Below are 25,446 nucleotides of genomic sequence, written 5' to 3' on the forward strand. Positions count from 1 at the left end.
TCGCCGCCTCATACCGTCGCGGGACGCGCGGGGAAAGCCGGTCGCGGCTATGATAGCGCTATATCGGCCCAGATCGGCAGGTGATCCGAGGCGCGGCGCGCCAGCGGGCTGTCATGGACGCCGCTGTCGGCGACCCGCAGCCCGGCCGACACCGCGATCCGGTCATAGCGCAGCTGCGGAAACGGCGCCGGCCAGCTGGCGCCCGGGGCCACGACCCGCAGCCCGGCCAGCGATTCGAGCCCGCGGTCGTCGTGCCATTCGTTGAAATCCCCGGTCAGCACGAAGCGCTCGCCGCCGATCCGCGCCGCCTTCGCCGCCAGCCGCGCCAGTTGCGCCCGGCGCGAGGACCGCGCCAGCCCCAGATGCATGACGATGACCGTCAGATCGGCCAGCCGCAGCGCCAGCGCGCCGCGCGGCTCGATCCCCGGCAGGGGCAGGCGGCGGACGCTCGCCTGCGCGGCCAGTTCGGGCCGGATCAGGACAGTCTGGCCGTGCCACCCCAGAGACTGCTCGCTGGTGGTCAGGTGGGGCGCCGGCTCCATCCCGGTCAGTTCGCGGATCAGGGCGCGGGGCAGCGCCTCGGGGCGGGCGCCAAAGCGGAAATCGACCTCTTGCAGGGCGATGACGTGGGCGTCCAGATCGGCGATCACCTGCAGGTTGCGCTCGGGCGCGTGCGGCCCGACCATGCCGCGGCATTTGTGCAGGTTATAGCTGGCGACGCGCAGGGTTCTCATGCGGGGTTGCTGCCACGGGGCGCGGCCGAGTTCCAGCGCCAGTTCAGGTGCCGCAATAGGTGACCCGCACCTCCTCGCCCGAGGCGGGGGGCAGGGCCAGGTCGGCCCATTCCGCCCGGTCGTCGAAGGGCGCGCTCAGCGCGGCGGTCAGGCGGTGGAAGGGCGCGAAGTCGCCCCGGACCCCGGCGTCGATCGCCTGCTGGATGCGGTGGTTGCGGGGGATGCGGACGGGGTTGGCCGCCGCCGCCAGCGCCAGATCGGGGCCGCGGGCCTGCCAGTCGCGCGCCCAGTCGGCAAAGGGGGCGGAGTCGGTGAACTCGGCCGCGGCCTCGCCGGTCACCAGCCCGCGGAAGGTCCGGGTGAAGTCGGCGCGCTGGTCGGCCATCAGCGTCAGCAGCCGTTCGATCAGCGACCGGTCCTCGGGGCGCGGGTCGGCCAGCCCCAGCTTGGCGGCAAAGCGGCGCAGCCAGCCGGCCTGATACAGCGCCGGGAAGCCGTGCACGACCTCGGTCGCCTCGGCCACGGCGCGGTCGGGATCGTCGCCCATCAGCGGGATCAGGCAGCTGGCAAGCTGCGCGAGGTTCCAGACCGCGACATGCGGCTGTTCGGCCCAGGCATAGCGCCCGCCCCGGTCGATCGAGGAAAACACCGTGTCCGGGTGATAGGCGTCCATGAAGGCGCAAGGGCCATAGTCGATGGTTTCGCCCGACACCGCCATGTTGTCGGTGTTCATCACCCCGTGGATGAACCCCAGCGCCATCCATTGGGCCACGGTTTCGGCCTGCCGGGCCACCACGCCGCGCAGCAGGTCCAGCGCGCCGGTGGCGTCGGGATAGTGGCGGGCGATGACGTGATCGGCCAGCGCCCGCAGCCGGTCGAGATCGCCGCGGATGGCGAAGAACTCGAACGTGCCCACGCGGACATGGCTGGCGGCGACGCGGGTCAGCACCGCGCCGGGCAGGGCGGTTTCGCGCCAGACGGCCTCTCCGGTGGTGACGGCGGCCAGGGCACGGGTGGTGGGGACGCCGGCGGCAGCCATGAACTCGCTGACCAGGTATTCGCGCAGCACCGGACCAAGCCACGCCCGCCCGTCGCCGCCGCGCGAGAACGGGGTCGGGCCCGAGCCCTTCAGCTGCAGGTCAAAGCGGGCCCCGTCGGGCGCGACGACCTCGCCCAGCAGCACGGCGCGGCCGTCGCCCAGCTGCGGCGACAGCCCGCCGAACTGGTGGCCGGCATAGGCCTGGGCGATGGGCTCGGCGCCCGCGGGCAGGGCGTTCCCGGCCAGCATCCGAAGCCCCTCGTCGCCGGTCAGCCAGCCCGGGTCGATGCCCAGGCGCTGCGCCAGCCGCGCGTTCACCGCGATCAGCCCCGGCTGGACGACCGGGGTCGGCGGCGTGCGGCTGAAGAACCCCGGGCCAAGCCGGGCATACGAGTTGTCGAAGGCGATGGGGGGTGCTGCGGTCATTTCTGCGATGTGGGGGGCGGGGGGGCGGATTGGAAGGGTGGCCCGAGCGTCGCGACGGCCCGGCAGCCGATCCCTATCGAAACCGCCGCCCCCGGACGGTCGGTTTCTTGCCCAAGCCCCCGACCTCGCCTAGGACTCGGGCGACCGGCGCAGGGGCCGGCGCCGTGGAACGCCGTGGGACGAGGGGCCGGAACATGCAGGGACGACGGGTTCTGCTGATCGTGGGGGGCGGCATCGCCGCCTTCAAGACGCCCGAGCTGGTGCGGCTGCTGACCGGCGCCGGGGCCGAGGTCACCACGGTGCTGACCGACGGCGGGGCGCAGTTCGTGACCCCTCTGACGCTGTCGGCGCTGTCCGGCACGCCCTGCCACACCGCGCTGTGGGACCTGACGCGTGAGACCGAGATGGGCCATATCCAGCTGTCGCGGTCGGCCGATCTGTTGGTGGTGGCGCCGGCGACGGCCGATCTGATGGCCAAGATGGCCGCGGGGCTGGCAGGCGACCTGGCCTCGACCCTGCTGCTGGCGACCGACAAGCCGGTGCTGATCGCCCCGGCCATGAACGTGCGGATGTGGGATCACCCGGCGACCCGGCGTAACCTTGCGACGCTGCGCGCGGACGGGGTGCTGACGGTCGGCCCCGACGAAGGGGCGATGGCCTGCGGCGAGTGGGGCGAGGGCCGGATGGCCGAGCCCGAACAGATCCTGCAGGCAATCCGCGACGCGCTGGGCGCGCCGTCGCTGGTCGAGCGGCCGCTGAGGCTGACCAAGGCGATGCGGCCCGCGCCCGGCGCAGCGGTGACGCCTGCGCCCGGTCACCTGCCGGCGATCGCGGGCCCGCTGGCGGGACGGCACGTGCTGGTGACGTCGGGCCCGACGCATGAGCCGATCGACCCGGTGCGCTATATCGCCAACCGTTCGTCGGGCGCGCAGGGGTCGGCGGTGGCCGCGGCCCTGCGCGATCTTGGCGCGCGGGTGACCTTTGTCACCGGCCCGGCGACGGTGCCGCCGCCCGCTGGCGTGACGGTGGTCGCGGTCGAGACCGCGCGCGAGATGCGCGACGCGGTCGAGGCCGCGCTGCCGGCCGATGCCGCGGTCATGGCCGCGGCGGTGGCCGACTGGCGGGTGGTGAACAGCTCGGATCGCAAGATGAAGAAGGACGGCTCGGGCCGGCCGCCGGCGCTCGAGATGACCGAGAACCCCGACATCCTCGCCTGGCTCAGCCGCGACGAGGCGCGGCCGCGGCTGGTGGTGGGGTTCGCCGCCGAAACCGACGACGTAGTGGCGAACGCAACCGCCAAGCGGCTACGCAAGGGCTGCGACTGGATCGTGGCCAACGACGTGCGCCCGGCGACCGGCATCATGGGCGGGACCGAGAACGCCGTGGTGCTGGTGACCGAGGCCGGCGCCGAGACCTGGCCGCGGATGCCCAAGGACGAGGTGGCGCGCCAGCTCGCCAGCCGCATCGCGGTAGAACTGGCCCGGACGCAGGCGGGGGCGAACGGGCTTGACGATCCCGGCGCGGCTTCGCCGGGCGCGTCATGAGCGCGCCATGAGCCGCGTCTATCTGGACTGGAACGCCACCGCGCCGCTGCGCCCCGAAGCGCGGGCGGCGATGGCCGAGGCGTGCGACGTGATCGGCAACCCTTCGAGCGTCCATGCCGAGGGGCGCGCCGCCAGGATGCTGCTGGAGCGCAGCCGCGACCAGATCGCCGAGGCGCTGGGCGCGGCGCAGGCGGACATCGTCTTCACCTCGGGCGCGACCGAGGCCGCGGCGCTGGCGCTGTCGGGGCAGGGACTGGCCTGCGCGGGCATCGAACATGACGCGGTGCGGGCCTGGGCGGACGAGACGCTGGCCGCCGACCCGTCCGGGCAGGTGAGCGTGCCCGACCCGGCCCGGTCCACGCTGCAACTCGCCAACAGCGAGACGGGGGTGATCCAGACCCTGCCACAGGGACTGGCGGTCAGCGATCTGACCCAGGGCTTCGGCAAGGTGCCGCTCGCCTTCGACTGGCTGGGGGTCGAGGTCGGGTTCGTCAGCGCCCACAAGCTGGGCGGCCCGCGCGGGGTGGGCGCGCTGGTGCTGCGGTCGGGCGTGGACCGGGCTGCGGTCCTGCGCGGGGGTGGGCAGGAAAGCGGGCGCCGCGCGGGGACCGAAAACCTGGCCGGGATCGCGGGATTTGCCGCGGCGGCAATGGCCGCGCAGCGCGACCTCGCGCACGGCATGGCGGAAAAACTGACCGAAATGCGCGACGATCTGCTGATGAGGCTGGAAGATGCCGACGGGAACACTATGTTTCCGGGGCGCGAATCCCAACGCCTGCCGCAGACGCTGTCCGTCCTGACCCCGGGATGGAAGGGCGAGACGCAGGTAATGCAGATGGATCTCGCAGGATTTGCCGTGTCGGCCGGGTCGGCCTGTTCGTCGGGCAAGGTCCGGGCCAGCGGCGTCCTGCGCGCGATGGGCGTGGCCGAGGCCGACGCGGGCTGCGCGCTGCGGGTGTCGTTCGGGGCAACGACCACGCGGCAGGAATTGGATCGCTTTGCCGACGCCTGGCTGGCTGCCCGGTCGCGCTGGCAGGGCAAGCACGGGAAGGCAGGCTGATGGCTGGTGCAGAGACCGCGGATCTGGATGTCCGCGAGGGCGTGGACCGCGAAACGGTCGAGACCGTGGCGAACATGGGGTCCTACAAATACGGCTGGGACACCGAGATCGAGATGGAATACGCCCCCAAGGGCGTGTCGGAGGACATCGTGCGGCTGATCTCGCAGCGCAACGAGGAACCCGAATGGATGACCGAATGGCGGCTCGCGGCCTTCCGCCGCTGGCAGACCATGACCGAGCCGCGCTGGGCGATGCTGAACTACCCCGAGATCGACTATCAGGACCAGTATTACTACGCCCGCCCGAAAAGCATGGCGGTCAAGCCCAGGTCTCTGGACGAGGTCGATCCCAAGCTGCTCGCCACCTATGAAAAGCTGGGGATTCCGCTGAAGGAACAGGCGATCCTTGCCGGCGTCGAGGGCGCTGGCGAGGCCCCCGCCGAGGCGCGCCGCGTCGCGGTCGATGCAGTCTTTGACAGCGTGTCCGTGGGCACCACCTTCAAGGACGAGCTGGCCCGGGCGGGGGTGATCTTCTGTTCGATCTCGGAAGCGATCCGCGAACATCCCGAGCTGGTGCGCAAGTATCTCGGCTCGGTGGTGCCGCAGTCGGACAACTATTTCGCCACGCTGAACTCGGCCGTCTTCTCGGACGGGTCGTTCGTCTATATCCCGCCGGGCGTGCGCTGCCCGATGGAGCTGTCCACCTATTTCCGCATCAACGCCGAGAATACCGGCCAGTTCGAGCGCACGCTGATCATCGCCGACAAGGGCAGCCATGTCAGCTATCTGGAAGGCTGCACCGCGCCCAAGCGCGACACCGCGCAACTGCACGCGGCGGTGGTGGAGATCGTCATCCTCGAGGATGCCGAGGTGAAGTATTCCACCGTCCAAAACTGGTTCCCCGGCGACGAGAACGGCAAGGGCGGCATCTACAACTTCGTCACCAAGCGCGCCGATTGCCGCGAGCCGCGGGCGAAGGTGATGTGGACGCAGGTCGAAACCGGCAGCGCGATCACCTGGAAATACCCCTCGTGCATCCTGCGCGGGGATGACAGCCAGGGCGAGTTCTATTCCATCGCCATCGCCAACAACGCCCAGCAGGCCGACACCGGGACCAAGATGATCCATCTTGGCAAGAACACCCGCTCGCGCATCGTGTCCAAGGGGATTTCCGCCGGTCGCGCGCAGAACACCTATCGCGGGCTGGTTTCGATGCACCCGCGCGCCGCCAACAGCCGCAACTATACCCAGTGCGACAGCCTGCTGATCGGCGACAAATGCGGCGCTCACACGGTGCCCTATATCGAGGTCAAGAACACCTCGAGCCGCGTGGAACACGAGGCGACGACCAGCAAGGTCGATGACGACCAGCTGTTCTATTGCCGCGCCCGCGGCGTGGGCGAGGAAGAGGCCGTCGCGCTGGTCGTCAACGGCTTCTGCCGCGAGGTGCTGCAGGCGCTGCCGATGGAATTCGCGATGGAGGCGCAAAGCCTCGTCGCCATCTCTCTGGAAGGAAGCGTCGGATGACCACAGACGAACTTATCTCGGTTCTTCGTGGCTGTTATGACAATGCAAATCGGCGCGAGGTTGCATTGGCGATCCATTTATTTGGCATTGAATATGCCGCCGAGTTGGACGGCCAGCCCATTAACACGATAGCCGAGGCGGGTACGGGTCATCGCTCTTACGGTACCGAAATCCGCAAGGGTATGCGGCTGGCCAAATACGTCCAGATGCGAGCGCCTTCGACAAAGTGAGAACAAAAGAGATGCTGGAAATCCGCAATCTGCACGTCAAGCTGGAAGACGAGGACAAGCCGATCCTCAAGGGCGTCAACCTGACCGTCCCGGCGGGCGAGGTGCACGCGATCATGGGCCCGAACGGGTCGGGCAAGTCCACCACCTCGTATGTCCTGTCGGGTCGCGACGGCTATGTCGTCACCCAGGGCTCGGCGACGCTGGACGGGCAGGACCTGCTGGAGATGGCGCCCGAGGATCGCGCCGCGGCCGGCCTGTTCCTCGCCTTCCAGTATCCGGTGGAAATCCCGGGCGTCGGCAACATGACCTTTCTGCGCACGGCGATGAACGCGCAGCGCAAGTCGCGGGGCGAGCCGGAGCTGTCGGCCGGCGATTTCCTCAAGCTGGTGCGGGAAAAGGCCAAGGCGCTGCAGATCGACGCCGAGATGCTGAAGCGGCCGGTGAATGTGGGCTTTTCGGGCGGCGAGAAGAAGCGCAACGAGATCCTGCAGATGGCGATGCTGGAACCGCGCATGTGCATCCTGGACGAGACCGACTCGGGCCTCGACGTGGACGCGATGCGGCTGGTGGCCGAGGGCGTGAACGCGCTGCGCAGCCCGGACCGGGCGTTCCTCGTCATCACCCACTACCAGCGCCTGCTGGATCATATCCGTCCGGACGTGGTCCACATCATGCATGACGGGCGGATCGTGAAATCCGGCGGCCCCGACCTCGCGCTCGAGGTCGAGAACAACGGCTATGCGGATATCCTGGCCGAGGTGGCCGCCGATGCCTGACGCCGCGACGCTGACCCAGCAGGTTCCGACGGTCGAGGGCCACGGGGCACCGGCCCCGGACGCGCTGAGCCTACGGCTGGGCGAAGTGCCCGCAGCCGGCCCGACCGCCGCCGCCCGCGCCGCCGCCGCAGCACGGCTGCGCGCGATGGGCCTGCCGCGCCCGCGCGACGAATACTGGCGCTATACCGACCCGGCGCCGTTCAACGCCGCGTCCCCGACTTTGCTGCCCTTGGACACCCGCGCCGACTCGGCCCTGTTCGCGGATGTCGACCGGCTGCGGCTGACCTTCGTGGACGACCGCTTCGATCCCGCCGAGTCCGATGACCTGGCCCTGTCGGGGGTCGAGATCCTGCCGCTGTCGCGAGCCGAGGCGCAGCCGGGCCACTGGGTCGCCGAGGCGTATGGCCGGCTCGAGGCCGCCAGCCAGCACCCGGTCCCGCGCCCCTTCGCGGCGCTGAACACGGCGACGGCGACCGATGGCGCGGTGATCCGGGTCACCGGCGTTGTGACGAAGCCGGTGCAGATCGTCTATCGCCGCAGCGATCCCGCGGCCGACGTCGTCTGCCACCATGTCCTGCGGCTGGACGACGGCGCCGAACTGACGCTGCTGGAAAACGGCCTGGTCGGCGCCCGCGGCAATGTCGTCATCGAGGCCGATCTGGCCCCCGGCGCCAGGCTGCACCACATTGCCGCGCATCGCGCCGGTCATGCCCGCGTCGCCGTCACCCATCTGTTCGCCCGCGTGGCCGAAGGCGCCGCGCTGAAAAGCTTTACCCTGTCGCTGGACGGCGCGCATGTGCGGTCCGAAGCGATGGTCGAGATGGCCGGCGACGACGCCGTGGCCCATGTCGCCGGCGCGGTGCTGGGCAATGGCGAGGGGTTCCACCACGACGACACCATCTTCGTCACCCACGGCGCGCTGAACGGCGAAAGCCGGCAGGTGTTCAAGAAGGTGCTGAAGAACGGCGCGACGGGTGTGTTCCAGGGCAAGATCCTGGTCAAGCCGGGGGCGCAGAAGACCGATGGCTACCAGATCAGCCAGGCCCTGCTGCTGGACGAGAAAAGCCAGTTCCTCGCCAAGCCCGAGCTGGAAATCTACGCCGACGACGTGCGCTGCAGCCACGGCTCGACCACCGGCGCGATTGACGAGACGGCGATGTTCTATCTGCGCTCGCGCGGGGTGCCGCGGGAACAGGCGATCGTGCTGCTGGTGCTGTCTTTCCTCGCCGACGCGCTGGCCGAGATCGAGGACGAGGCGCTGCGCGAGCGGGTCTCGGACCGGCTCGAGCAGTGGCTGACGGCGCAGGCCGGGACTCTCGGCTAAGCTCATGGGTCTGATCCCCGCCCTGCTGTCCACCTGGCGCGCGCCGGGGCAAGCCGTGCGCCGGGCCGCCGGGATGTCCGACCCGGCGATCCTCGCGCTGCTGATCGGCGCGATGGCGGTCTATTTCGTGGCGCAATGGCCGGGCCACGCGCGAGCCGCGGTGCTGGACCCCTCGGTGCCGTTGCAGGCGCGGCTGGGCGGCGCGCTGCTGGCGACGCTGTTCCTGATGCCGCTGCTGGTGATCGCGCTGGCCGGCGTCGTGGCGCTGCTGGCCCGCGCGGCAGGCCTAGCGCTGGACGGTCGGCATTCGCGGCTGGCGCTGGTCTGGGCGCTGGCGGCGGTAGCGCCCGCCATGCTGCTGGGGGGGCTGGTCAACGGCCTGATCGGGCCCGGCCCCGGGCTGACGCTGGTCCATGTGCTGGTCGGGGCGGCGTTCCTGTGGTTCTGGGTCTCGGGCCTGCGGGCGCTGATGCCACGAGGAGAGCGGGCGTGATCGGGCTGATCGTCGACACCATCCGGTCGCCGCTCGCGACGTTCCAGAACCTGCGCGCGATGCCGTGGACGATGTCGGAACGCTGGTCGCTGGTCCTCGTGACTGCCGCGCTGGCCGCGATCCTCAGCTGGCTGGGGGCGCAGCTTCTGCCCGCCTCGGCCGAGGCCGGGGGCGTGATCGCCCGGCTGGCCGCCACGCCCCTGGCGATGGCCGGAGTGCAGGTCGGCTCGGCCGTCCTCGGCGCGTTCCTTCTGTCCGAGGTCGGGCGCGTCTTCGGCGGAACCGGCCGCTTCCCCGACGCGCTGCTGGCCGTCGGCTGGATCGAGGCGGTGATGATCGTCCTGCAACTGCTCCAGCTGGTGCTGACCGTGGTGCTGCCGCCACTGGGCGCGCTGGTCGGGATCGGCACCTTGCTGCTGGCCGGCTACCTGATCGTCGCCATGACCATGGCCGTCCACGGCTTCCGCAACCCGCTGCTGGTCGTGGTCGGCATCGTCGCCACCGTCATGGTCACCAGCCTGCTGATGTCGATGGTCGCGGCCACCCTCGGCCTCATTCCCGGAGCGTCCGCATGAGCCTCGACGTCGAGAAGATCCGCGCCGATTTCCCGATCCTGTCCACCACGGTCAACGGCCGACCGCTGGTCTACCTGGACAACGGCGCCAGCGCGCAGAAGCCGCAGGTGGTGATCGACGCGATCAGCCGCGCCTATTCGGGCGAATACGCCAACGTCCATCGCGGCCTGCATCACCTGTCGAACCTCGCGACCGAGAATTACGAACGGGTGCGCGGGATCATCGCCCGGTTCCTCGGCGCGGCGCATGAGGACGAGGTGATCTTTACCTCGGGCTCGACCGAGGGGATCAACCTGGTCAGCTATGGCTGGGCCGCGCCGCGGCTGCAGGCCGGGGACGAGATCCTGCTGTCGGTGCTGGAACACCACGCCAACATCGTGCCCTGGCATTTCCTGCGGGAACGGCAGGGCGTCGTGCTGCGCTGGGTCGAACCCGAGCCGGACGGCAGCCTGCCGGCCGAAAAGATGCTGGCCGCGGTCGGCCCGCGCACCCGGCTGATCGCCGTGACCCACATGTCGAACGTCACCGGCACCGTGGTCGACGTCGGCGCCATCGCCCGCGGGACCGATGTGCCGGTGCTGGTCGATGGCAGCCAGGCGGCGGTCCACATGCCGGTCGATCTCGCGGCGCTCGGCTGCGATTTCTACTGCATCACCGGGCACAAGCTGTACGGGCCCTCGGGGTCGGGCGCGATCTGGATCTCGCACGAGCGTCAGGCCGAGATGCGGCCGTTCCTGGGCGGCGGCGACATGATCCACGAGGTGACGCGCGACTCGGTCAGCTATGCCGCGCCGCCGCTGCGGTTCGAGGCGGGGACTCCCGGCATCGTCAACCAGATCGGGCTGGGCGTGGCGCTGGAGTACATGATGGGCCTGGGGATGGCCAACATCGCGGCCTACGAGCGCGAGTTGTGCGATTACGCGGCGCAGCGGCTGGCGGGGCTCAACTGGCTGAACATTCAGGGAAACGCGCCGGGCAAGGGGGCGATCTTCTCGATGTCGATGTCCGGGGCGCACGCCCATGACATCTCGACGATCCTCGACAAGCGCGGCATCGCGGTGCGGGCCGGCACGCATTGCGCGATGCCGCTGATGCAGTTCTACGGGCTGCCGGCCACGGCGCGCGCGAGCTTTGCGATGTACAACACCCGGTCCGAGGTCGACGCGCTGGTCCACGCGCTGGAATTCTGCCGCGAGCTTTTCGCCTGACGGTAAGCGAATCTTAAAGCGCGGCTGCTAAGCCTTCCGTGAACGGGAAGGGATCGCATGACGCGGCTGATATCGTTTCTGATGGCGCTGCTGCTGCCCGGCTGGGCGCTCGCGGCGGTCGATCCGGCCGACCAGCCCGCGGCGGTCTGCGAATGGGCGGCGATGACCGCCGCGAAAGAGGCTGGGGTGCCCGAGGATATCCTCGCCACCCTGACCCTGACCGAAACCGGCCGCCGCCGGAATGGCGTCGTCCGCCCCTGGGCGTGGAGCGTGAACTCCGAGGGTGCGGGCAGCTGGTTCGACGACCCGGCCGAGGCGCTGGCCTTTGCCCAGGACCGGATCGACCAGAACCGGCTCAACCTCGACATCGGCTGCTTCCAGCTGAACTATCGCTGGCACGGCGAGAATTTCGCCTCGGTCGTCGAGATGTTCGACCCGCTGGAAAACGCCCGCTATGCGGCCCGCTTCGTGCGCGACCTGTATGCCGAGACCGGCGACTGGCGGCGGGCGGCGGGCGCGTTCCACTCGCGGACGCCGGCGAATGCCTCGAAGTACCTGGCCCGCTTCGACGACCTGCGCACGGCGTTCCGGCAACGCGGGTTCGACGGGATGGTCGGGACCGCGGAGACCTATAACCAGTTCGCGCTGGCGGCCCCCGTCGCGCCGGAAAAGGTGGCGCGGGCGCGGGAAAGGCTGACGTTGCTGGGGGCGCCGCTGGGATCGGCGCGGACCGGGTCTCCGGGATCGCTCGCGGTCGTGGCGGCTAGCCGCGGCGCGTTGATCGGCCGCGCGCGGGGCGGGCTGTTCGCGGCGAGAACACGGGGCGACGATCAGGTCTTGCGGGAACACGGGCTGGTGGATAACGGCGGCGGTGCGCCGCCCTCGGCGCTGGTCGAGACGCCGCCGATCGGACCGGACGGAGCGTCGGACGCGTTGTGACGATCTGGCCCTGTGCGACGCTGGACAGTGGGGCCTGCTTGCGTGCCTCGCACGCGGCGGGCTTTTGCGGCGTGATTGGGCGCGGATCCCGCGCGGTGGTATCACAGGCTGGCCGATGACGGGCGGGGCGCGGCCCTTTACGCTTGTCGGGACGCCGATGTGCCGCGCGCGGCGGCGTCCGGGGCGGCCTAAGCCGCCACGAAGGCAACGCTCAGACGCCCTGCTCTGAAGCGCGAGGCGGGCTGCGGCGGCGAGAACGCGGGCCGACGATCGGCTGTTGCGGGAACACGGGCTGGCGGACGGCGGGCGGTGCGCCAACCTGGGCCCTCGTCGAGACGCCGCCGATGGGGCTGGACGGGCGTCCAACGCGTTGTCACGTTCTGGCCCGATGCGCCGGCGGAAAGCGGACCTGCTCAGGCCCCCCGGATGCGGCGCGCGGTTCGCGGCGAAAACGGCACCGGAAGATCACGCGCAGCGGTATCGCAGGCGGGTTGAGGACGGGCAGGGGATGCGGGCCGCGTCGTGTGTCATGACGCCGCGAAGGGGACGAGTGGGGGTGTCCTGCGCGCGGCGGCGACCTGGGCGGCGTGAGCGGCCGGGGCGGGTAACGCTCAGGCCCCCTGATCCGGGGCGCGGAGCGGGCTGTTCGTGGCGAGAACGCCGGCCGACGATCGGGTGTTGCGGGAGTTTGCGGCGAGAATAGGACACCGGGGGATCCGCCCAGTGTTATCACTGGCTGGCTGATGACCGGCAGGGGCGCCGCTCGAGACGCCGCCGAGGGACCGGACGCCGTGTCCGGCGCGTTGTGAAGATCTGCCCAGGCGCGCCGCCGGGCAGGCCGGCTGGCTCATGCCCCCTGCAGCGGAAAGCGGATTTCGACCGCCATTCCCTCGGGGCCGAAGCGTCGCGTGAAGCGCCCGCCGAGGTCCCCTTCGACCAGCGCCTTGATCAGCTGCGACCCGAATCCCCCCCGGTCCTCGGAGCCCTGGCGTGGCGCCCTCGCAGCCGGCTCAATCCAGTCGAGCTCAAGCCAGCGCTCGCGGGCGACCTCTGCCACGCGCCACGACAGGCGCAGCCGATCGCCCTCGGCCGGCGCGCCCGACCCGTCGGTGCGATCAAAGCCGCCTCCGTATTTCATGGCATTCGTCACCAGCTCATGGATGACGAGTCCCACCGCTTGGGTCTGGCGGACGTCCAGCCGGACATCCGGCCCCGCCAGCACCTCGTCCGCTGTGCCGGCATCCAGAACCTGGGCCAGTTCGCTCTGCAGCAGGCCGCGCAGATCGCTGCCGTCGCCGCCTTCGCGGGTCAGCGCATCCTGCGCCTTGGCCATCGCCGACAGGCGCCCGCCGAAGATCGTTTCGAATTCGGCCAGGTCCCGGGCGCCGCGGGCGCTTTGCCGGGCGATGGCCTGAATGCGGGCCAGGTGGTTCTTGATGCGGTGCTGCATCTCGCGCAGCAACAGCGCCCGATCCGCCGCCTGCCGCTCGGCGATCGCCGCGGTCTTGCGCGCCGACTCGAGCGAGGCCGAAAGGCTGCGCATCGCCAGGGCCACGGCCAGCAGCAGCAGCAGTGACAGCGCGCCCACGGTGATCGTCGCCGTGCGATCCCGGAGCCCGGTCAGCGCGGCGGTCGGGGTCAGCGTCAACTGCCAGCGGCGGCCCGCGACCTCGACTTCGCGCGTCACGGCCCGGGCGGCCAGTCGCGGGGAAACCGGCGCGGTCGCGTTGTCGAACAGAAGCTGCGCCGGGCTGCCCGGATCCCGCGCCGTCACCGTCAGCGGCAGCGGGGGCAGGGCACCGAGCACCGCGCGGAACAGGTCGCCGGCGCGGAACGGGGCATAGACGAAACCGCCGTCGCGCAATGCCCCCATTTCGGCAAGGCCGGTCCGGCTGGGCAGATAGATCAGAAATCCGGTCTGCCGGTCGACGGTGATTTCCTGGACCAGGGTCACCGGGCCGCTGGCCTGGGGCGTCCCGTCGCGCAGCGCCCGGATCATCGCGTCCCGGCGCACGGGCTCGGAATACATGTCATATCCGATTGCGGCACCGTTGCGGGCGTCGAGCGGATGCAGCAGCGCGACCGGGGCGAGGCGGTGTTCGCCGTTCTCGGGGCGGATCGCCACCGCCCGGCCATGCGCCTCGGCGATGGTGCTCTCGGCGAGACGGCGGTCGGCGGCATCGACCAGCGGCGCAAAGCCGATGCCCTGGATGCCCGGATAATTCTCGGGCAGGCGCAGCTCGGCGATGTAGGCGGCGAATTCCGACGGGGTGACCTTGCCGTCTTCGGCTTCCAGATAGCTCCGCGTAGACCGAAGCAGGGCGAGGTGCTGGATCACCATCTGCCGCAGATTGGCCGAGACGAGGTCGGCGAGCCGGTCGAAACGCTCGGCCGTCGCCCGATCCTCGAGCCGACGCGTCCCGACGGTCAGCAGCATCCCCAGCGCAAGGGTGGCGGCAAGCGCACCCAGCATGACGACAGACTGGCGCAACCCGGGACGCACGCCGCGATCAGTCCTGCCGGTGGGGGCGCGTGGGGGCACAGGCAGGCGTCATCGGTCGCTCGGTCGTCATGCGGGCTGATAATCCGGACCCGCCGGCGGGTCCAGAGACCCGCCGGCGGCAATCCGGGGGCGCAACCGCCTGAGGCGTGGCTGGCATCGCAGCGTGCCTAGCGCGCCGGTGCCACGGACCTGGCAGGGACGGCCGGGCCGGGCCTGCCGGCGAGGTGGTTTTCCACGCTGGCAATCAGTTCGCTGAGCGAGAACGGCTTGGGCAGGAACAGCGCCCGCGGGATCGGGGACGTCCGCTCGGAGAGGGTGGTTTCCGTGTACCCGGACATGAAGATCACCTTGGTGCCCGGCCGGTCGCGCAGGGCCTTGCGCACCCAGCTCGGTCCGTCGAGCCCCGGCATGACGACATCGGTCACGAAGATGTCGATATCCAGCCGCTCGTCGTTCAGGACGTCCAGCGCCGCTTCGCCGCTGTCGGCCTCGATCACCCGGAACCCGCGCAGCTCGAGTGCGCGGCGGGCGAACGAGCGCACCGGCGCCTCGTCCTCGACCAGCAGCACGACGGCGCGGCGCGCGTCGGTATCGCCGCTGCCGAACTCGAAGGGTTTCGGCGGCTGCGTCGCCTCGAGCCGCGTCTGGCCGGCCTTCTGCGCCGGGTAATACAGCGAGAACACGGTCCCCTTGCCCGGGATGCTGTTGCAGAAGATGTAGCCGCCGGTCTGCTTGACGATCCCGTAGGCGGTCGACAGGCCCAGCCCGGTGCCTTCGCCGGGTTTCTTGGTGGTGAAGAACGGCTCGAAGATCTTGTCGAGGATTTCCGGCGCCATGCCGACGCCCTGATCGCTGACGGTGATCCGGACATAGTCGCCCTTGGGCAGGTTCGCACCCTCCAGCGTCTGGTTGGCGCCCAGGCGGATGTTTTCGGTCCGGATCGCGATTTCGCCGCCCTCGGGCATGGCGTCGCGCGCGTTCACCACGAGGTTGATCAGCACCTGTTCCAGTTGCCGGGCATCGGACCGGATCGGCCGCAGATTGGGGTCGTTGCCGACCGTCAGCACGATCCGTTCGCCCACCAGCCGGTTCAGCAGGTGGGTCAGGTCCGACAGCGTGTCGCGCAGGTCCATGATCTCGGGCTTGAGGGTCTGCTTGCGCGAGAAGGCCAGCAGCTGCCGCACCAGCGCCGCCGCGCGGTTGGCGTTCTGCGAGATCTGGTGGAGGTCGTCATAGTCCTGGTCGGTCTTGTCGCGCCGCACCATCAGCAGGTCGCAATGCCCGGAAATCGCGGTCAGCAGGTTGTTGAAATCATGCGCGATCCCGCCAGCAAGCTGGCCTATTGCCTGCATCTTCTGGCTTTGCACGAACTGCGCCTCCAGCGTCTTGAGCGCGCTGGCGTCGGTCAGGACCGCGACGATGCGGTTCTCGGCCGCGTCGGCGGCCAGCGTGACCTGCACGTCCCGCTCGATCCCTTCGGCGCGGGTGCGCATGACCTCGCTGCGCGCCAATTGCCGCCCCTCGCGCACCTCGGAGATCCAGTCCTGCAGCGGCCGGCCCAGGCCTTCCAGCAGATCGCCGATCGGCATCCCCGGCGCGACCTTGCCCAGCATTGCCTCGGCGGCCGGATTCGCCGCGCGGACCACGCCCTTCGCGTCCATGTCGAGCATCGCCACGGGATTGCTGGCAAGATCCAGCGCGCGCGTGGCACGGGTGGCGAAGGGCTCGTCAGTCGTCCCCGCATCCGGCGCTGGCGAGCTGTCCAGCCGCCAGCGCTGAAGGTCGGTGCCCGACACCCGCTCGGCGATGAGGCGGTTGCCCTCGTTCAGGTCGAACTGCGTGCTGCGCCCGTCCGAGACGCGGGCCATCAGCCGTGCCGCGGTCGCCTCGGGGTCGGCGCGATAGCGGCCGAGCAAGCCCGCGACGTCGCGCTCGACCAGGTCGTGGGTCCGCTTCGCCGCGGGGGACTGGGCGCGGATGCGGCCGTTGGGATCGACGATCCAGCTGCAGCCCGGGTCGTTCCGCAGGGCCGCGCGCGCCGCGCGGACCTGCCCGGCGATCCGCCACTCGGCCGCGAGCCGGCGCGCCGCGATCCAGCCGCCCAGCAGGTACCAGGCGACGGCGACGGTCCCCAGCACGATTGCCACCCGCGGGGCGACCATCTGCGGGCGCGCGAGCAGCCACAGGGCCCCCAGTGCGGCGGGCAGCATCAGGAAGGGCAGCACCACCGTCGCCCGTGAACCCATCAGATCCTTCATGCCTGCCCCGCTCGTCGATTCGCCCGCGACGATAGAGATCGCCGGTTAACCGGCCATTAACAAATCAGATACTCGGCGAAAAACCCGTCACTGGCGTCGAGCGGGGTCAGCGTCCGGGCCGAGTGCCGCGAAAATCGCGGATGCCGGTCAAGAAACGAGGCGATCTGCGCGTCGTTCTCGGCCCGGAACAGCGAGCAGGTCATGTAGACCAGCGTCCCGCCCGGCCGGACCAGGGTCACCGCTTCGTCGAGGATCTGGGCCTGCACGGCCAGCACGGCCTGCAGATCGTCCGCCGTCAGCCGCCATTTCGCATCGGGCGTCCGCCGCCAGGTGCCCGAGCCGGAACACGGCACATCGGTCAGCACCACGTCGAAATCCCCCCGCGGCCGTCCGTTCCGGACCAACTCGATGTCGGCCCCGGCCCGCGCGGCGCGGACCGGCAGATCGGCCATCCGGGCGGGTGCGGCGTCCCAGGCGGTGACTGTGGCGCCCCGCGCGGCCAGCGCCAGCGCCTTGCCGCCGCCGCCCGCGCAGTAATCCAGCACCCGCGTTCCCGGCCCCGCCGCGATCGACGCGCAGGCGATCTGCGGCGACAAGTCCTGCAACTCGATCAGCCCGTCGCGGAAGGCGCCCGAGCCTTGCAGACGTCGCGCACCGGCCGTGACCCGCAGCGCCGTATCGCAGCGCGGGTCGGGCTCGGCGTCGATGCCGTCGCGCGCCAGCCCCGCGCGGGCGTCCTCGCGGCTCGCGCGGGCCTGGTTGACCCGCAGCCAGACCGGTGCCCGCTCTCTCATCGCGGCGGCGACCGGCAGAAACTCAGCGCCGAGATCGGTCTGCAGGCGGTCGGCGATCCAGTCAGGCAGGTCGGTCGCCTCGGCGGCGGTCGGTGGCCGGCCGGCGGCCTGTTCGGCCGGGGTCAGCGGCGGGGGGGCGTGACCTTCCCCGCTGAAGATCAGCGCCGGATCGGCGCCCTCGTCGCGGCAGGCGCCGAGGATCAGCGACCGGCCATCCTCTCCGCCACCCAAGGCGGCGCGGCTGCGCAGGCGCCGCAGCGTGTCGAAGACGAGGTCGCGGACGGCCGCGCGGTCGCCCGACCCGGCATAGCGGCTGGCCCGCGCCCAGCGGATCAGCCGCGCCTCGGCGGGCTGGCCGGCGCGGATGTCGTCGAGGATCTCGATGGCGGCGGCGGCGCGGGCGGCTGGGGTCATGGTGGGATCGCTAAGGGCTGAACCTGGCGCTGGCGGGCGGGCGGGCGGAAGCGGCGATAAATGATTCCTTAACTCCTCGTCGTCAATGTCGCGATTCGGAGAAGATGAAAATTCTTGCGATCCCTCAGCCTACGGGGCAAAAGGAGAACAAGAACAGGCCGTGAACAAAAAGGGCCGCGTTGTGCGGCGCCCGGCGTTGGACTAGAGGTAGGCAAGAATGTCTGGGGCGAGCATCCTGAAGATGGACGACAAGCGCAGCGCGGACCGGCAGAAGGCGCTCGACAGCGCCCTGGCGCAGATCGAACGGCAGTTCGGCAAGGGCTCGATCATGAAGCTGGGGGCCGACAACCCCGTGGCCGAGATCGAGGCGACCTCGACCGGCTCGCTGGGTCTCGACATCGCGCTGGGGATCGGCGGGCTGCCCAAGGGGCGGATCATCGAGATCTTCGGGCCGGAATCTTCGGGCAAGACCACGCTGACCCTGCACGTGGTGGCCGAGGAGCAGAAGAAGGGCGGCGTCTGCGCCTTCGTGGACGCGGAACACGCGCTGGACCCGCAATATGCGCGCAAGCTGGGCGTGAACCTGGACGAACTGCTGATCTCGCAGCCCGACACGGGCGAGCAGGCGCTGGAGATCGTGGACACGCTGGTGCGCTCGGGCGCGGTCAGCCTGGTGGTGGTCGATTCGGTCGCGGCGCTGACGCCGAAGTCCGAGATCGAGGGCGACATGGGCGACATGCAGATGGGCAGCCAGGCCCGCCTGATGAGCCAGGCGATGCGCAAGCTGACCGCCTCGATCGGGCGCTCGAACTGCATGGTGATCTTCATCAACCAGATCCGCATGAAGATCGGTGTGATGTTCGGAAACCCGGAAACCACGACCGGCGGCAACGCGCTGAAATTCTATGCCTCGGTGCGGCTGGACATCCGCCGGACCGGCTCGATCAAGGACCGCGACGAGGTGGTGGGCAACACCACCAAGGTGAAGGTGGTCAAGAACAAGGTCGCCCCGCCCTTCAAGCAGGTCGAATTCGACATCATGTATGGCGAGGGGATCTCCAAGGTTGGCGAGCTGATCGACCTGGGCGTCAAGGCCGGCGTGGTCGAGAAATCGGGCGCCTGGTATTCGCATGGCGACGAACGGATCGGGCAGGGGCGCGAGAACGCCAAGCAGTTCCTGCGCGACAATCCCGATGTGGCCTTTGCGATCGAGGACAGGATCCGCGCCAGCCACGGGCTGGAATTCGGCGCCAGCGAGGAAGACAGCAACGACTCGTTGACCGAGGAATAGGCGACGCCACGCCGAGGGGAAGCGGACGGGCGGCCTTTGGGCTGCCTGTCGGGAGCCTTGCAAGGGTCAGGCCGTCGCGGGCGGTTTTCCGGGAAGCAGAGCGTCGCGGGGGCTGTTGGCCGGCCTGCGGCTGGCGAGGGCAGAGTTCCGGAAGCGTCCGCTGACCGGACGGGTGCGCTGGACAGTGCGCGGCGGCGGCACTACATCTGATCGCCGCAAATCCCCGCAGGAATCCCGCCCATGGCCAGTCTGAACGACATCCGCTCGACCTTCCTCGACTTCTTCGAACGGAACGGCCACCGCCGCGTGGACAGCTCGCCGCTGGTGCCGCGCAACGACCCGACGCTGATGTTCGCCAACTCGGGGATGGTTCAGTTCAAGAACCTGTTCACCGGACTGGAACACCGCGACTATAGCCGCGCCACCACGGCGCAGAAATGCGTGCGCGCGGGCGGCAAGCACAACGATCTCGACAACGTTGGTTACACTGCGCGGCACCACACCTTCTTCGAAATGCTGGGCAATTTCAGCTTTGGCGACTATTTCAAGGACCAGGCGATCCCTTATGCATGGGAACTGCTGACCAAGGATTTCGGGCTCGCCAAGGACCGGCTGCTGGTCACCGTCTATCACACCGACGACGAGGCCGCGAATATCTGGAAGAAGGTCGCGGGCCTGTCCGACGACCGCATCATCCGCATCCCGACCGACGACAACTTCTGGCGGATGGGCCCGACCGGGCCGTGCGGGCCCTGCACCGAGATCTTCTACGACCACGGCGACAAGATCTGGGGCGGCCCGCCCGGCTCGGCCGAAGAGGACGGCGACCGCTTCATCGAGATCTGGAACCTCGTCTTCATGCAGTTCGAGCAGTTCGAGGACGGCTCGATGAAACCGCTGCCGAACCCCTCGATCGACACCGGCATGGGGCTGGAACGGATCGGCGCGCTCTTGCAGGGCAAGCACGACAACTATGACACCGACCTGATGCGGGCGCTGATCGAGGCCTCGGCGCATGCGACCAGCAGCGATCCGGACGGACCGGGCAAGGTCCACCACCGCGTGATCGCCGATCACCTGCGCTCGACCAGCTTCCTGATCGCGGACGGGGTGATGCCCTCGAACGAGGGCCGCGGCTATGTGCTGCGCCGCATCATGCGCCGCGCCATGCGCCACGCGCATATGCTGGGCGCCGCCGACCCGGTGATGCACAAGCTGGTGCCGGCGCTGGTCCGGCAGATGGGCGCGGCCTATCCGGAACTCGCCCGCGGCCAGGCGATGATTGAGGAGACGCTGAAGGGCGAGGAAACCCGCTTCCGCCAGACGCTGGACCGCGGTCTGCGGCTGCTCTCGGACGAGCTCGGGCGGCTGCCCGAGGGCGCGGACCTGCCGGGCGAAACGGCCTTCAAGCTGTACGACACCTATGGTTTCCCGCTTGACCTGACCCAGGACGCGCTGCGCGAGCAGGGCCGCGGGGTCGAGGTCGCGGGCTTCGACGCGGCAATGGCCGAGCAGAAGGCCAAGGCGCGCGCGGCGTGGTCGGGCTCGGGCGAGGCCAAGGACGCGGCGATCTGGTTCGAACTGGCCGACCGGCACGGCGCGACCGAGTTCCTCGGCTATGACACCGACGAGGCCGAGGGCGTGATCCAGGCGCTGGTCATCGACGGTGCCGAGGCGGCGACGGCCGGCGAGGGCGCCAGCGTCGCTATCGTCGTCAACCAGTCGCCCTTCTATGCGGAAAGCGGTGGGCAGGTGGGCGACACCGGCCTCATCAAGACCGAAACCGGCGCCGCGCGGGTCACCGATACCCGCAAATCGGGCAATCTGTTCATCCATCAGGCCGAGGTCACGATGGGCCATCTGGACCGCGGACAGGGGGCCACGCTGTCGGTGGACCGCGACCGGCGTGGGGCGATCCGGGCCAACCACTCGGCCACGCATCTGCTGAACGAGGCGCTGCGGGCGGCCTTGGGCGAGCATGTCGCGCAGAAGGGCAGCCTGAACGCCGACGACCGGCTGCGCTTCGACTTCTCCCACGGCAAGGCGCTGTCGCCCGAGGAACTGGCGCAGGTCGAGGCCGAGGTGAACGCGATCATTCGCCAGAACACCCCGGTGGAAACCCGGCTGATGGCCCCCGACGATGCGCGCGAGTTGGGCGCGCAGGCCCTGTTCGGCGAGAAATACGGCGACGAGGTGCGGGTCGTGTCGATGGGCCGGCGCGAGGGCTCGGCCAAGGGGTCGAACAACGACACCTACTCGATCGAATTGTGCGGCGGAACCCATGTCAGCCGGACCGGCGACATCGGCGCCTTCGTGCTGCTGGGCGACAGCGCCTCGAGCGCCGGGGTGCGGCGGATCGAGGCGCTGACCGGCCAGGCGGCGCTGGCGCATCTGCGCGACGCCGAGCGCCAGCTAAGCGAGATCGCCGGGCTGCTCAAGGCGCAGGCGGGGGATGTGGTCGGCCGCGTCAAGGCGCTGGCCGACGACCGCAAGGCGATGCAGAACGAGATCGCGCAGCTCAAGCGGCAGCTGGCGATGGGCGGCGGCGGGGCCGAGGCCGCGCCCAAGGAGATCAATGGAATCAAGCTGATCGCCCGCCGCGTCGATGGGGTCAGCGGCAAGGAGCTGGGGGCGCTGGCCGACCAGATGCGTCAGGGGCTGGACAGCGGCGCGGTCGTGGTGATGGCCGAGGATAATGGCAAGGCCACCGTCGCGGCGACCGTGACGCCCGACCTGGCCGAGCGGCTGGGCGCCGTGGCGCTGGTGCAGGCGGCGGTCGCCGCCTTGGGCGGCAAGGGCGGCGGCGGCCGGCCCGACCGCGCCCAGGGCGGCGCGCCCTCGCTGGCGGCGGCCGAGGCCGCCATCGCCGCCGTCGAACGGCTGATCGGAGAGAGCGCATGACCGACAAGACCGCCCTGTGGATCGCCCATGTCACCGTCACCGACCCCGAGCGCTATGGCCGCTATGCGGCGCTCGCGACCGAGGCGATTGCCGCGCATGGCGGCGTTTTCCTGGTCCGTTCCGGCAGTTACGTCCAGCTTGAGGGCAATGAGCGGGCCCGTAATGTGGTCGCGCGCTTTCCCACCCTTGCGGCCGCCGAGGCGTGCTATCGCTCGCCCGCCTACCAGGCCGCCCTGGACCACGCCCACGGTGCGGCGGAACGCGATCTTGTGATCGTGGAAGAGAACGGCGCCGGCTGAATTGAGAGTGATTTGTCAAGCTCTGCCTGCTAGGCTGCGGGCAACTCAGAAGAAAAGACTTGGGGAACGGGCATGTGCCGCTGGGCGGCCTATCTGGGCGAGCCGATCTATCTGGAAGACATCATCAGCCGCCCCGGCCACTCGCTGGTGCGCCAGAGCCACGGCGCGATGCGCTGCCACACCCCGGTGAATGCCGACGGCTTCGGCATCGCCTGGTACGGCGACCGGGCCGAGCCGGGGCTGTATCGCGACGTGATGCCCGCCTGGTCGGACCCGAACCTGCGCAGCCTGACCGCGACGGTCCGCTCGCATCTGTTCATGGCCCATGTCCGCGCCTCGACCGGCACCGCCACCAGCCGCAACAACTGCCATCCCTTTGCCGTGGGGCGGTGGAGCTTCATGCATAACGGCCAGTTCGGCGGCTATGATGGCTGGCGGCGCTCGGCCGAAGTGCTGATCCGCGACGATCTGTACCCGCATCGCAAGGGCGCAACGGACAGCGAGGCGCTTTTCCTGTGCGCCCTGGGCGAGGGGCTGGCCGAGGATCCCTGCGCCGCACTGGCCCGCGCGACGGCCCGGTTCGAGGCGCTGGCCCGCAGCCGCGGCGCCGCGCCGCATGTCCGCGTGACCTGCGCCTTTTCGGATGGCGAACGGCTGTATGCGGCGCGCTATGCCTCGGACGACCAGGCGCCGACGCTGTATCACCGCTGGTCGGACACCCGCGGCGGCCGGGCGGTGGTCTCCGAGCCGCTGGAGCTCGACGAGGCTGACTGGCTGGAAATTCCGCAGGGCTCGTTCTGCGTGTTCGAAGGCGAGCGCGTCAGCGTCACCCCTTTTGCGCCGCAGCCCGACCGGGTGGCCGCCTGAGATGAGGGCGCTCAACGCGGACTTGGGTCGGACGTGATCTGCGACGTGCTGATCATCGGCGGCGGCATCGCCGGCGTCTCCGCGGCGGCCGATATCGCGCCGTCGGCCTCGGTGGTTCTGCTCGAGGCCGAGGCGAGCCTGGCGCATCACGCCTCGTCGCGCTCGGCCGCGCTGTACGAACCGCATTACGGCCCGCCTGCGATCGTGCAGCTGTCGCTGGCCTCGCGCGGTTCTCTCGATGAGATGGCGGTCCTGTCGCCGCGCGGCGTGATGATCGTCGCGGATGCGACGCAGACCGAGGCCTTCGCGGCCGAGATCGCGGCGATGCATCTGGACGAAATCACCCCCGACGAGGCTGCGGCCCGTTTCCCGGCCCTGGACCCCACTCGGCTCGCCCGCGCGGCGATCGCCGCCCACGCCTGGGACATCGACACCGATCTGCTGATCCAGTCCTCTGCGCGGCGGGCGCGGGCGAGGGGCGCCTCGATCCTGACCGACGCACCGCTGCGATCCCTGACGCGCGACGCCCGGGGCTGGCACGCCGTGACCCCCGCGGGAGAGGTCACCGCCCGCGTGGTGGTGAACGCGGCCGGCGCTTGGGCGGACCGGGTCGCGGAAATGGCGGGCGTCGCGCCGCTGGGTCTCGTTCCCCACCGGCGCTCGATGGCCCGCATTCCCGCGCCCGGCGGAATGGACCCCACCGCCTGGCCCATGATCATCGGCGCCGGCGAAAGCTGGTATGCCAAGCCCGATGCCGGCGCGCTGATCGTCTCTCCCGCCGACGCCGAGCCCACTCACCCGCATGATGCCTGGGCTGACGACATGGTCCTGGCCGAGGGACTGGCGCGGTACGAGGCGATGATGCGCTTTCCGGTCGACCGGCTGCTGTCCAACTGGGCCGGGCTGCGGACGTTTTCCCCGGACGGCACCCCGGTGTATGGCCGGGACCGGAGCCAGCCCGACTTCGTCTGGTTCGCGGGGCAAGGGGGCTATGGCTTCCAGTCGGCGCCGGCCGCGGCCCGCTTTGTCGCCGATGTTGTGCTGGACCGCCACCCGGACCCCGCGCTTGCCCGGATGCTCGACCCCGCACGCTTCTGAATTTCGCGGATCGTCGGGCCAAATGGAGACCGCGCGCTTCCCCTCGCGACCCGGCCTGCGTATGTTCCTGAAAACAGGGGGTTCCATGAGCTTCAACAGCTTCGGCCGCATCTTTACCGTGACCACCTGGGGCGAAAGCCACGGCTCCGCTTTGGGCGCTACCGTGGACGGATGCCCGCCGGGAATTCCGCTTTCGGAATCAATGCTCCAGCCGTTCCTGGACCGCCGCGCGCCGGGACGGTCCAAGATGACGACGCAGCGGCAAGAGGCCGACGTCGTGCGGATCCTCTCGGGCGTGTTCGAGGGCAGGACGACGGGAACGCCGATCCAGCTGATGATCGAGAACACCGATCAGCGGTCGCGCGACTACGGCGACATCGCGCAGGCGTTCCGCCCGGGCCATGCCGACATAACCTATTGGCAGAAATACGGAATCCGAGACTATCGCGGCGGGGGCCGGTCGTCTGCGCGCGAAACGGCGGCTCGCGTTGCGGCCGGCGGGGTCGCCCGCGCGTTGCTGGCCCAACTGGCCGGGTCGCTGACCATCACTGGCTACATGGTCCAGATGGGCGAGCTGACGGCCGAGCGCGCCCGCTTCGACCTGTCCGAGATTGACCGCAACGACTTCTTTCTGCCCGACGCGGCGGCGGTTCCCGCGTGGACCGACTACCTGACCCGCATCCGCAAGGAGCAGGACAGCGTCGGCGCCATCGTCGAGGTGTTGATCCGGGGCGCGCCGCCGGGCCTGGGGGCGCCGGTCTATGCCAAGCTGGACACCGATCTGGCTGCCGCAATGATGTCGATCAACGCCGTCAAGGGCGTCGAGGTCGGCGAGGGCATGGCCGCCGGGCGGCTGCGCGGCACCGACAACGCGGACGAGATCCGCATGGGACCGAACGGCCCCGAATATCTGTCGAACCACGCCGGCGGCATCCTTGGCGGCATCTCGACCGGGCAGGACATCGTGGTCCGGTTCTCGGTGAAGCCGACCTCGTCGATCCTCACCCCGCGCCGCTCGATCGACCAGAGCGGGGCCGAGATCGAAGTCGTCACCAAGGGCCGCCACGACCCCTGCGTCGGCATCCGCGCCGTCCCCGTCGCCGAGGCGATGGCCGCCTGCGTCCTGCTGGACCACTTGCTGCTGGAC

Annotated in this window: 21 protein-coding genes; 16 read left to right on the plus strand and 5 right to left on the minus strand. The window is 70.0% G+C overall.

Annotated features, from left to right (window positions below; genetic code table 11):
- Positions 1 to 47: 47 nt before the first annotated feature.
- Together IC63_RS05495 and IC63_RS05500 are read right to left on the minus strand one after the other, a co-directional pair.
- Entirely contained in the window at positions 48 to 734 is a 687-nt protein-coding gene (locus tag IC63_RS05495) for an endonuclease/exonuclease/phosphatase family protein (RefSeq protein WP_036717701.1), read from the minus strand.
- Positions 735 to 777: 43 nt separating this feature from the next.
- A complete protein-coding gene (locus tag IC63_RS05500) occupies positions 778 to 2,199 on the minus strand; it encodes a protein adenylyltransferase SelO (RefSeq protein WP_036717703.1) in 1,422 nt (473 codons plus the stop codon).
- 194 nt (positions 2,200 to 2,393) lie between these two features.
- On the opposite strand from IC63_RS05500, the gene IC63_RS05505 reads away from it, so the two are divergent.
- From IC63_RS05505 to IC63_RS16920, 10 genes are read left to right on the plus strand one after another with little or no spacing between them, the layout of a single operon-like run.
- Positions 2,394 to 3,743, plus strand: coding sequence for a bifunctional phosphopantothenoylcysteine decarboxylase/phosphopantothenate synthase (locus IC63_RS05505; protein WP_052041907.1), 1,350 nt, complete (start codon positions 2,394 to 2,396; stop codon positions 3,741 to 3,743).
- A 7-nt stretch (positions 3,744 to 3,750) separates the two neighbouring features.
- Complete coding sequence (locus tag IC63_RS05510; RefSeq protein WP_036717704.1) at positions 3,751 to 4,803, plus strand: cysteine desulfurase family protein; 1,053 nt, start codon at positions 3,751 to 3,753, stop codon at positions 4,801 to 4,803.
- Positions 4,803 to 6,329 (plus strand): Fe-S cluster assembly protein SufB, encoded by a 1,527-nt coding sequence (sufB, locus tag IC63_RS05515; protein WP_036717706.1) that lies wholly within the window; start codon positions 4,803 to 4,805, stop codon positions 6,327 to 6,329. The genes IC63_RS05510 and sufB overlap by 1 nt, the downstream gene beginning before the upstream one ends.
- Positions 6,326 to 6,559, plus strand: a complete 234-nt coding sequence (locus IC63_RS17935; RefSeq protein ID WP_156965365.1) for an HTH-like domain-containing protein — start codon at positions 6,326 to 6,328, stop codon at positions 6,557 to 6,559. Before sufB ends, IC63_RS17935 begins: the two co-directional genes overlap by 4 nt.
- Before the next feature lie 11 nt (positions 6,560 to 6,570).
- The gene (gene sufC / locus IC63_RS05520) at positions 6,571 to 7,335 is read left to right on the plus strand and encodes a Fe-S cluster assembly ATPase SufC (protein WP_036717708.1); all 765 of its coding nucleotides are present in this window, start codon (positions 6,571 to 6,573) and stop codon (positions 7,333 to 7,335) included.
- Entirely contained in the window at positions 7,328 to 8,659 is a 1,332-nt protein-coding gene (locus IC63_RS05525; RefSeq protein WP_036717710.1) for a SufB/SufD family protein, read from the plus strand. Before sufC ends, IC63_RS05525 begins: the two co-directional genes overlap by 8 nt.
- Positions 8,660 to 8,663: 4 nt before the next feature.
- Complete coding sequence (locus IC63_RS05530; RefSeq protein ID WP_036717712.1) at positions 8,664 to 9,152, plus strand: hypothetical protein; 489 nt, start codon at positions 8,664 to 8,666, stop codon at positions 9,150 to 9,152.
- Positions 9,149 to 9,727 carry a Yip1 family protein gene (locus tag IC63_RS05535; protein WP_036717715.1) on the plus strand — a complete coding sequence of 193 codons (579 nt, stop codon included), beginning with the start codon at positions 9,149 to 9,151 and terminating at the stop codon, positions 9,725 to 9,727. The genes IC63_RS05530 and IC63_RS05535 overlap by 4 nt, the downstream gene beginning before the upstream one ends.
- Positions 9,724 to 10,935: a cysteine desulfurase gene (locus tag IC63_RS05540; RefSeq protein ID WP_036717718.1), complete on the plus strand. Its 1,212-nt coding sequence runs from the start codon at positions 9,724 to 9,726 to the stop codon at positions 10,933 to 10,935. Before IC63_RS05535 ends, IC63_RS05540 begins: the two co-directional genes overlap by 4 nt.
- 57 nt (positions 10,936 to 10,992) lie before the next feature.
- A complete protein-coding gene (locus tag IC63_RS16920) occupies positions 10,993 to 11,874 on the plus strand; it encodes a lysozyme family protein (RefSeq protein WP_052041908.1) in 882 nt (293 codons plus the stop codon).
- An 847-nt stretch (positions 11,875 to 12,721) separates the two neighbouring features.
- Here the strand turns inward: IC63_RS16920 and IC63_RS05550 are convergent.
- The 3 genes from IC63_RS05550 to IC63_RS05560 form a co-directional block, all read right to left on the minus strand.
- A complete protein-coding gene (locus tag IC63_RS05550; RefSeq protein ID WP_036717721.1) occupies positions 12,722 to 14,347 on the minus strand; it encodes a CHASE domain-containing protein in 1,626 nt (541 codons plus the stop codon).
- Positions 14,348 to 14,544: 197 nt separating this feature from the next.
- Complete coding sequence (locus IC63_RS05555) at positions 14,545 to 16,623, minus strand: ATP-binding protein (protein WP_232222520.1); 2,079 nt, start codon at positions 16,621 to 16,623, stop codon at positions 14,545 to 14,547.
- A gap of 68 nt (positions 16,624 to 16,691) precedes the next feature.
- The gene (locus tag IC63_RS05560) at positions 16,692 to 17,843 is read right to left on the minus strand and encodes an RsmB/NOP family class I SAM-dependent RNA methyltransferase (protein ID WP_036717723.1); all 1,152 of its coding nucleotides are present in this window, start codon (positions 17,841 to 17,843) and stop codon (positions 16,692 to 16,694) included.
- 217 nt (positions 17,844 to 18,060) lie between these two features.
- Between IC63_RS05560 and recA the strand changes: the two genes are divergently transcribed.
- The 6 genes from recA to aroC all read left to right on the plus strand — a co-directional run.
- Positions 18,061 to 19,134 carry a recombinase RecA gene (gene recA, locus IC63_RS05565; protein ID WP_036717726.1) on the plus strand — a complete coding sequence of 358 codons (1,074 nt, stop codon included), beginning with the start codon at positions 18,061 to 18,063 and terminating at the stop codon, positions 19,132 to 19,134.
- A 240-nt stretch (positions 19,135 to 19,374) separates the two neighbouring features.
- Positions 19,375 to 22,035, plus strand: coding sequence for an alanine--tRNA ligase (alaS, locus tag IC63_RS05570; protein ID WP_036717729.1), 2,661 nt, complete (start codon positions 19,375 to 19,377; stop codon positions 22,033 to 22,035).
- A complete protein-coding gene (locus tag IC63_RS05575) occupies positions 22,032 to 22,334 on the plus strand; it encodes a DUF1330 domain-containing protein (protein ID WP_036717730.1) in 303 nt (100 codons plus the stop codon). Before alaS ends, IC63_RS05575 begins: the two co-directional genes overlap by 4 nt.
- Before the next feature lie 72 nt (positions 22,335 to 22,406).
- Positions 22,407 to 23,201 carry a class II glutamine amidotransferase gene (locus tag IC63_RS05580; RefSeq protein WP_036717732.1) on the plus strand — a complete coding sequence of 265 codons (795 nt, stop codon included), beginning with the start codon at positions 22,407 to 22,409 and terminating at the stop codon, positions 23,199 to 23,201.
- 36 nt (positions 23,202 to 23,237) lie between these two features.
- Complete coding sequence (locus IC63_RS05585; RefSeq protein ID WP_036717768.1) at positions 23,238 to 24,299, plus strand: NAD(P)/FAD-dependent oxidoreductase; 1,062 nt, start codon at positions 23,238 to 23,240, stop codon at positions 24,297 to 24,299.
- A gap of 85 nt (positions 24,300 to 24,384) precedes the next feature.
- A partial coding sequence (gene aroC / locus IC63_RS05590) for a chorismate synthase (RefSeq protein WP_036717769.1) occupies positions 24,385 to 25,446 on the plus strand: 1,062 nt, incomplete at its 3' end.

Origin of the sequence: Paracoccus sphaerophysae (genome assembly GCF_000763805.1) — a bacterium.
Lineage (GTDB): Bacteria > Pseudomonadota > Alphaproteobacteria > Rhodobacterales > Rhodobacteraceae > Paracoccus > Paracoccus sphaerophysae.

Bases quoted from the DNA above. Each gene is read 5' to 3' on its own strand.
- IC63_RS05575 (WP_036717730.1), top strand. From the start codon at position 22,032: ATGACCGACAAGACCGCCCTGTGGATCGCCCATGTCACCGTCACCGAC.
- IC63_RS05510 (WP_036717704.1), top strand. From the start codon at position 3,751: ATGAGCCGCGTCTATCTGGACTGGAACGCCACCGCGCCGCTGCGCCCC.
- recA (WP_036717726.1), top strand. From the start codon at position 18,061: ATGTCTGGGGCGAGCATCCTGAAGATGGACGACAAGCGCAGCGCGGAC.
- IC63_RS05550 (WP_036717721.1), bottom strand. From the start codon at position 14,347: ATGCTGGGTGCGCTTGCCGCCACCCTTGCGCTGGGGATGCTGCTGACC.
- IC63_RS05500 (WP_036717703.1), bottom strand. From the start codon at position 2,199: ATGACCGCAGCACCCCCCATCGCCTTCGACAACTCGTATGCCCGGCTT.
- IC63_RS05505 (WP_052041907.1), top strand. From the start codon at position 2,394: ATGCAGGGACGACGGGTTCTGCTGATCGTGGGGGGCGGCATCGCCGCC.
- IC63_RS05560 (WP_036717723.1), bottom strand. From the start codon at position 17,843: ATGACCCCAGCCGCCCGCGCCGCCGCCGCCATCGAGATCCTCGACGAC.
- sufB (WP_036717706.1), top strand. From the start codon at position 4,803: ATGGCTGGTGCAGAGACCGCGGATCTGGATGTCCGCGAGGGCGTGGAC.
- sufC (WP_036717708.1), top strand. From the start codon at position 6,571: ATGCTGGAAATCCGCAATCTGCACGTCAAGCTGGAAGACGAGGACAAG.
- alaS (WP_036717729.1), top strand. From the start codon at position 19,375: ATGGCCAGTCTGAACGACATCCGCTCGACCTTCCTCGACTTCTTCGAA.
- IC63_RS17935 (WP_156965365.1), top strand. From the start codon at position 6,326: ATGACCACAGACGAACTTATCTCGGTTCTTCGTGGCTGTTATGACAAT.
- IC63_RS05525 (WP_036717710.1), top strand. From the start codon at position 7,328: ATGCCTGACGCCGCGACGCTGACCCAGCAGGTTCCGACGGTCGAGGGC.
- IC63_RS05495 (WP_036717701.1), bottom strand. From the start codon at position 734: ATGAGAACCCTGCGCGTCGCCAGCTATAACCTGCACAAATGCCGCGGC.
- IC63_RS05540 (WP_036717718.1), top strand. From the start codon at position 9,724: ATGAGCCTCGACGTCGAGAAGATCCGCGCCGATTTCCCGATCCTGTCC.
- IC63_RS16920 (WP_052041908.1), top strand. From the start codon at position 10,993: ATGACGCGGCTGATATCGTTTCTGATGGCGCTGCTGCTGCCCGGCTGG.
- IC63_RS05555 (WP_232222520.1), bottom strand. From the start codon at position 16,623: ATGGGTTCACGGGCGACGGTGGTGCTGCCCTTCCTGATGCTGCCCGCC.
- IC63_RS05580 (WP_036717732.1), top strand. From the start codon at position 22,407: ATGTGCCGCTGGGCGGCCTATCTGGGCGAGCCGATCTATCTGGAAGAC.
- IC63_RS05530 (WP_036717712.1), top strand. From the start codon at position 8,664: ATGGGTCTGATCCCCGCCCTGCTGTCCACCTGGCGCGCGCCGGGGCAA.